Origin of the sequence: Lysinibacillus sp. NPDC048646 (assembly GCF_050272295.1) — a bacterium.
Classification (GTDB): domain Bacteria; phylum Bacillota; class Bacilli; order Bacillales_A; family Planococcaceae; genus Lysinibacillus.
On the sequence record NZ_JBNNLZ010000021.1, the window covers coordinates 80,842 to 87,158 of the forward strand.

A 6,317-nucleotide genomic window follows, 5' to 3' on the forward strand; every position below is an offset into this window, starting at 1 on the left:
CTAATTTTGAAACATGCTTATACGATTAAAATTTTTGACATCCACTGGAGGATTTCCCTTTAGTTAGTGGCGTCTAATACGCCACCAACTAAAGGGAAATCGTTTCAATCTTACATGACAGCTCGGAATAAGTAAAGCACTGACATTGCAAGCAAATCTCCCATCCTTTACACTAAGAAGGAATTGAGGTGTCAAGAATGATTGTATTACAAGTCAATCAACTATATAAATCCTTCATTGCAGATGAAATTTTAAGTGGTGTAAAACTAGAAGTTCAACACCGTGATCGCGTAGCATTAGTAGGACGCAACGGCGCTGGCAAATCCACTTTACTAAAAATAATTGCTGGCCAAATGTCGTATGACTCTGGTGATATCATTATTCCGAAGGGTGTACAAATAGGATATTTAGAACAACATGCTGGGCTAAATTCTACATTATCGATTTGGGACGAAATGATGACAATTTTCGAAGCGCTACATGCACAAGAAAAGACTTTACGTTCCCTTGAACAACAAATGGCTGATCCAGCTGTTTATGAAAATGCCGATATATATGCAAAAATAATGTCTGAGTATGACCAATTACAGCACGATTTTAAGGATGCAGGCGGCTATCAGTATGAATCAGATACTCGTTCTGTACTACACGGTATGCAGTTTTATCCTGATGACTATGAAAAGGCTATAAGCTCACTATCCGGGGGACAGCGTACACGTCTAGCACTTGCTAAGCTCCTTCTAAGCAAGCCCGACTTATTAATTCTCGATGAGCCAACTAACCATTTAGATATCGAAACTCTCTCCTGGCTAGAGACATATTTAAAAGGCTATGAAGGTGCAATTTTAATTGTTTCTCATGACCGTTATTTCTTAGACCAAGTTGTTTCCATTGTCTATGAAGTCTCTCGTCACCGTGTGACGAAATATCCTGGAAACTATAGTGCCTATTTAGACGAAAAAGCGAAGAACTATGAGCGTGACACGAAGATGTTTGAACGCCAACAAGATGAGAAGGCCAAACTTGAGGACTTTATCCAAAAAAATATAGCCCGTGCATCTACGACAAAAATGGCTCAAAGTCGTCGTAAAATGCTTGAGCGCACAGAATGGATGGACTCCCCTGATGGCGATGAAAAATCTGCTAACTTCGGCTTTACGATTGAACGCCAAAGCGGAAATGATGTGTTGTCTATTGATGCGTTAACTGTTGGTTATGGTAATAAGCAAATTTCAAGCGGTATTAAATTGCGTACATTCCGTGAAGATCGTATTGCACTCGTAGGTCCAAATGGCGTAGGCAAATCAACTTTATTAAAAACCATTGTGAAGGATTTGCCAGCACTTACAGGGGAAATTCGTTACGGTACAAATGTACAGATTAGCTATTATGATCAAGAACAAGCGAAACTTTCGAGTAATAAAAGTGTATTAAAAGAACTGTGGGATGAATGGCCATTAATGAACGAAAAGGATATTCGTACAGTACTTGGTCGCTTCCTATTTAGTGGAGAAGATGTTGATAAAACCGTTACTTCTCTATCTGGTGGCGAGAAGGCCCGACTTGCATTAGCTAAATTGATGATGCAAAAAGCCAACTTCCTTATTCTCGATGAGCCGACCAACCACTTAGACTTAGACAGTAAAGAAGTACTGGAAAATGCGCTGATTGATTATCCTGGAACACTATTATTCGTATCTCACGACCGCTACTTCATCAATCGAATTGCTACGAAAGTAGTCGAGCTGTCAGGTGATGGTTCATTTGAGTATTTAGGTGACTATGATTATTACCTTGAGAAAAAACAAGAACTTTTGGAAATTGCACAAATGAAAGCTGCTGCTCAACCTCAAATCCATGCAGAAGCTCCAGAAAAGGTATCTACCTCTAAAATAGACAAAGAAGTAAAAAAACGCGAGCGCCAAATTCGGCGCGCCATCGAAGATTTAGAGGGGAGAATGCAGGAAATAGATACAGAAATTGCTCGTTTAGAAGAAGCGCTTTGTAATCCTGAGATTTTCACAGATCATGAAAAAATTTCGCAATTGCAAAGTGAATTAGCTACCGCTAAAGAGCAACATGAGCTATTCGAAATGGAGTGGCTAGAGCTAAATGAAGAACTGGAAAATATTATTGCATAACACTTCGTAAAACCATGTACCTTGTCACATGGTTTTTTTCTTTACTTGCCCTATTTATTCATATATATTGGTCAAGTGCTATTTTTCGACAAAAACTGCCCACAGTTTTATACACACTATAAATCTAGTAATATCAACATATCAACAGACTTTTCCACATTGTCCACAATTTCAAATTATTTAATCCACATGTTTTTGTGAAAAACACGCTACTATATATAGAATAATCACAAGTTATGCACAAGTTATCAACAAATTGTGCATAAGTACGAATGTTCGCAGTTTTTTTCACAATACCTGCGGATAATTTTCTGAAAAATTTGTCAATTAACATCTTGCTATTATAAGAACGGATTTACTCCCTTTACTTTCATTATTTTAACTTAATTATTTTTTCAAAAAAGTAAAACAAGGTATCCCAGAATGTTTCTGAGATACCTTTTTAGGACATAAGTCATCCTTAAGTCACTAACTTTACTATTCGACCCAAGATTTCAACTCCATTCCCGGGCGACCGTTCATCGTCAAATTACTACGTTTACCAGCTTCAAACATCGGTGTTGCTGCAGCTCCAATCATTGCAGCGTTGTCTGTGCATAATTTCAATGGTGGCACATAGAATGGGATGCCTTCATCAGCAAAAGTCACCTCGAGTGATGTACGTAAGCCTTTATTCGCTGCTACACCGCCCGCTGCAATGACTTGCTTAACATTATACTGACGAGCTGCACGCAATGTTTTTGCTGTTAACACTTCCACTACACTTTCTTGAAAGCCTTTTGCAACAGCCGTTGAGGAAATCTCTTCTCCTCGCTGATCCATATTATGCTTATAGTTAATAACTGCCGATTTTAAGCCACTAAAGCTAAAATCATATGAATCTCCCTCCAGCCATACACGAGGGAAAACAACTGCTTCCTTTCCTTCATGGGCTAACTGATCAATACGTGGGCCTCCAGGGTATGGTAAGCCTAATACGCGCGCCACTTTATCGTAAGCTTCACCTGCTGCATCATCCCGTGTTTCTCCAATTACTTCAAATGAGCCGTGCTCTTTCATATAGACAAGTTCCGTATGTCCTCCTGATACCACAAGAGCTAGAAGTGGAAACTCCATTGGTTGTACCAGTGCATTTGCATAAATATGTCCTGCAATATGATGTACGCCTAAAATAGGCAAATTGTTTGCAAACGCAAAAGCCTTCGCCGCATTTATACCGATTAACAGTGCTCCTACAAGACCTGGACCCTCTGTTACCGCAACTGCATCTAAATCAGCTGGTTTCATATTTGCCTTCGCTAGTGCCTCTTCAATGACAACGGTAATTTGCTCTACATGGTGACGGGATGCAATTTCTGGTACAACCCCACCAAATCGTTTATGACTGTCGATTTGTGACGCGACAACATTCGAAATAATCTCTGAACCATTACGAATAATGGCTGCTGCTGTCTCATCACAACTTGATTCAATTGCTAAAATAACTCGATTATCCATTATAAATTCACCCACATGACAAGGGCATCCTCCCCGTTATCTGTATAATAACCTTTACGTATGCCGCCATCTTGAAACGCGAGCTTACGATAAAGGTTTTGTGCCACAGTATTACTCTCACGCACTTCTAGACTCATTATATCCATTCCATGTTCACGTGCAATGCGTATCGCCTCTCGCATTAAGCCTTCACCTATTCCTCGACCACGAGCATTCTCTGTAACTGCCACATTCGTAATTTGCGCAGCATCTATGACCATCCACATACCACAGAAACCTATAATATTATTGCTTTCATCCACTGCCAACACATAATAGGCATATTGATTTTCATGCATTTCATAGTAAAAAGAATCAAGCGTCCAGGGTATTGGAAACGATGCATGCTCAATTGCAAATACTTCTGGTACATCTTCAGACACCATTTTACGATATGTTATATCACTGCTCATGAGCCTTCTCCTTTTGTCCCTTTAACCAATTTGCCTCAGCCTCAGTAATACGTTTGTATTGCGGTATAAAATGATGTATTTCCTCTACGCTCGGCAACTCCCTCATACTTGCTAAACGTATAACCTCACTCGCACGAGGTAATTCATTACTAAATGGAGCACGAAGGGCATAATCTCCCAATACCTCTATGATTTTATCCCAAAAAGCATGGACATCAGCTCCAATAAATAATACTGGCGACTCAAAAGCCTTCAAACGGTTTAACAGTCCATCAATATGATCGTGATAATCCTCTACAACCACATCAAGTTCAGCTCCTTTATAAACAGCTGTGTAGACATTGTCACGACGCGCATCAAAGATAGGACAAATTAGTCCATCATAGAGTGTAGCATTTGCTGCTAATACCTTTAAGCTAGATATACCTACTAATGGTTTATGTAGCGTCCATGCCAATGTTTTAGCAAGCGTTACACCAATGCGTACACCCGTATAAGAACCAGGTCCCTCTGATACAGCAATGGCATCTAATTCATTGGGTTTTACCCCTGCATTCGCAAGAATATTTTCAATTGCAGGCATCGCACCTGCAGAATGCGTTAATTTAATATTTTGAACAACCTCTGCCACCACCTTACCATCCTTTACAACAGCAACAGAAAGTGGTGCATTCGCCGTTTCAATTCCTAACCAAATCATATTATTAGCTCCTCACATAATGCCTCATATCGCTCTCCTTGAGGCGTTAACACGAATCGACGTTCATGTTCCCCAATTCGGTAAATCTCAATCCCTAAACGTTCCCGCGGTAAATCCTGCTCAATTAAATGGGCCCACTCGACTACTGACACAGCATCTCCATAAAATAACTCGTCCCATCCAAGGTCTTCATCACTTTCTGCCAGACGATACACATCTAAATGATTAAAAGATAAACGCCCCTCATACTGTTTGATAATTGTAAATGTTGGACTATTAACTGTTCTCGTCACACCTAGCCCTTTTGCCAGTGCCTTTGTAAATGTAGTCTTACCAGCACCAAGATCACCCTCTAACGTAATCGTATCCTGTGCTTCTAGTAAGTCCGCGAGCTTTAGTGCAAAATTTTCCGTATCCTCAAGTGAATTCATTATTATTTCAAACATCATCTTTTTGTCCTCTCCTAGCTACATTACTTCTAGTTTACCGAAACAAACGCAAATGTTCAAAGCATCCAGTAATTTTCAAAAAAATAAACACGCCATCTTTTCGAAGACGTGTCTACTCTCTTGTTGAATGACCCTTCACTATCATAACCTCTTTACTTATCAATTTATCATCCTTAAACTGAACAATATAGGCTTGCGTCAGGAGAATTTCATCATCCCAACGGTAATGATTATTCTTTGTCTTTTCACCAGCGCCTCCTACAATTTCAACGACTTCTAAATATGTCATACCCTTTTTTAATTGTTCAAATTCGGCTTGATTCATATTTCTTTGCCAGTGATACGTATTAGACTCTTCTATTTCAATAATTCGATCTACACAGCCTCCTATAATAGCTAATGACCCTATGAATATGCCTGCATATATCATTCTCCAGAAATAGTAATATCGCATACTATCCCTCCTGTACACATTCTACCTATTACTAAATTAGTACCCATCACCATCACTTGAGAAACTTCTTAAATTTTTCTTTGCTTATATGGATAAATTCTATTTGTCTCACTATACATATGTAATCATATACCATTTCGTTCCTATAATACTCGTGTGCATGTTCTCCTCTTACATTGTATATCCATGGAAAATAACTCTTATTATTCCAATAAAAATAAAAAAGCCCTTATGATATTTTCATATCATAAGAGCAGTATAATCAATAAATAACGGTCCCGACCGGGATCGAACCGGCGATCTCCTGCGTGACAGGCAGGCATGTTAACCGCTACACCACGGGACCTCTTTAAGACATTAATAAATATAACATAAATACGTTTACTACACAATGATTTTTTTCATATTTACAATAAAATATAGTAAAAAATTCTGTAATTTTATTTATAGATTAGTACCAACTCTAAAAAATCCAACTATCTATTAAAGAACATAAAAAAACAGCCAGCAATCAGCTGACTGTTTTGGATGCCTAGCGACGTCCTACTCTCACAGGGGGAAGCCCCCAACTACCATCGGCGCTAAAGAGCTTAACTTCCGTGTTCGGTATGGGAACGGGTGTGA

General features: G+C 39.1%; 6 protein-coding genes, 1 tRNA gene and 1 rRNA gene. 1 reads left to right on the plus strand and 7 read right to left on the minus strand.

What is annotated here, in order from left to right:
• Positions 1 to 197: 197 nt before the first annotated feature.
• Positions 198 to 2,141 (plus strand): ATP-binding cassette domain-containing protein, encoded by a 1,944-nt coding sequence (locus tag ACQKII_RS18945; RefSeq protein ID WP_427461915.1) that lies wholly within the window; start codon positions 198 to 200, stop codon positions 2,139 to 2,141.
• Positions 2,142 to 2,618: 477 nt separating this feature from the next.
• Here the strand turns inward: ACQKII_RS18945 and tsaD are convergent, their stop codons facing one another.
• From tsaD to rrf, 7 genes are all read right to left on the minus strand, one after another.
• On the minus strand, positions 2,619 to 3,638 hold the full coding sequence (gene tsaD, locus ACQKII_RS18950) for a tRNA (adenosine(37)-N6)-threonylcarbamoyltransferase complex transferase subunit TsaD (protein WP_427461902.1): 1,020 nt from the start codon (positions 3,636 to 3,638) through the stop codon (positions 2,619 to 2,621).
• A complete protein-coding gene (gene rimI, locus ACQKII_RS18955) occupies positions 3,638 to 4,090 on the minus strand; it encodes a ribosomal protein S18-alanine N-acetyltransferase (protein ID WP_427461904.1) in 453 nt (150 codons plus the stop codon). Before rimI ends, tsaD begins: the two co-directional genes overlap by 1 nt.
• Positions 4,080 to 4,790 (minus strand): tRNA (adenosine(37)-N6)-threonylcarbamoyltransferase complex dimerization subunit type 1 TsaB, encoded by a 711-nt coding sequence (tsaB, locus tag ACQKII_RS18960; RefSeq protein WP_427461906.1) that lies wholly within the window; start codon positions 4,788 to 4,790, stop codon positions 4,080 to 4,082. Before tsaB ends, rimI begins: the two co-directional genes overlap by 11 nt.
• Complete coding sequence (gene tsaE, locus ACQKII_RS18965; protein ID WP_427461917.1) at positions 4,787 to 5,236, minus strand: tRNA (adenosine(37)-N6)-threonylcarbamoyltransferase complex ATPase subunit type 1 TsaE; 450 nt, start codon at positions 5,234 to 5,236, stop codon at positions 4,787 to 4,789. Before tsaE ends, tsaB begins: the two co-directional genes overlap by 4 nt.
• Before the next feature lie 115 nt (positions 5,237 to 5,351).
• Positions 5,352 to 5,693 (minus strand): hypothetical protein, encoded by a 342-nt coding sequence (locus ACQKII_RS18970; RefSeq protein WP_427461908.1) that lies wholly within the window; start codon positions 5,691 to 5,693, stop codon positions 5,352 to 5,354.
• A 273-nt stretch (positions 5,694 to 5,966) separates the two neighbouring features.
• Positions 5,967 to 6,039 (minus strand) — tRNA-Asp (locus ACQKII_RS18975).
• 184 nt (positions 6,040 to 6,223) lie between these two features.
• A 5S ribosomal RNA gene (rrf, locus tag ACQKII_RS18980) occupies positions 6,224 to 6,317 on the minus strand; the annotation flags it as partial.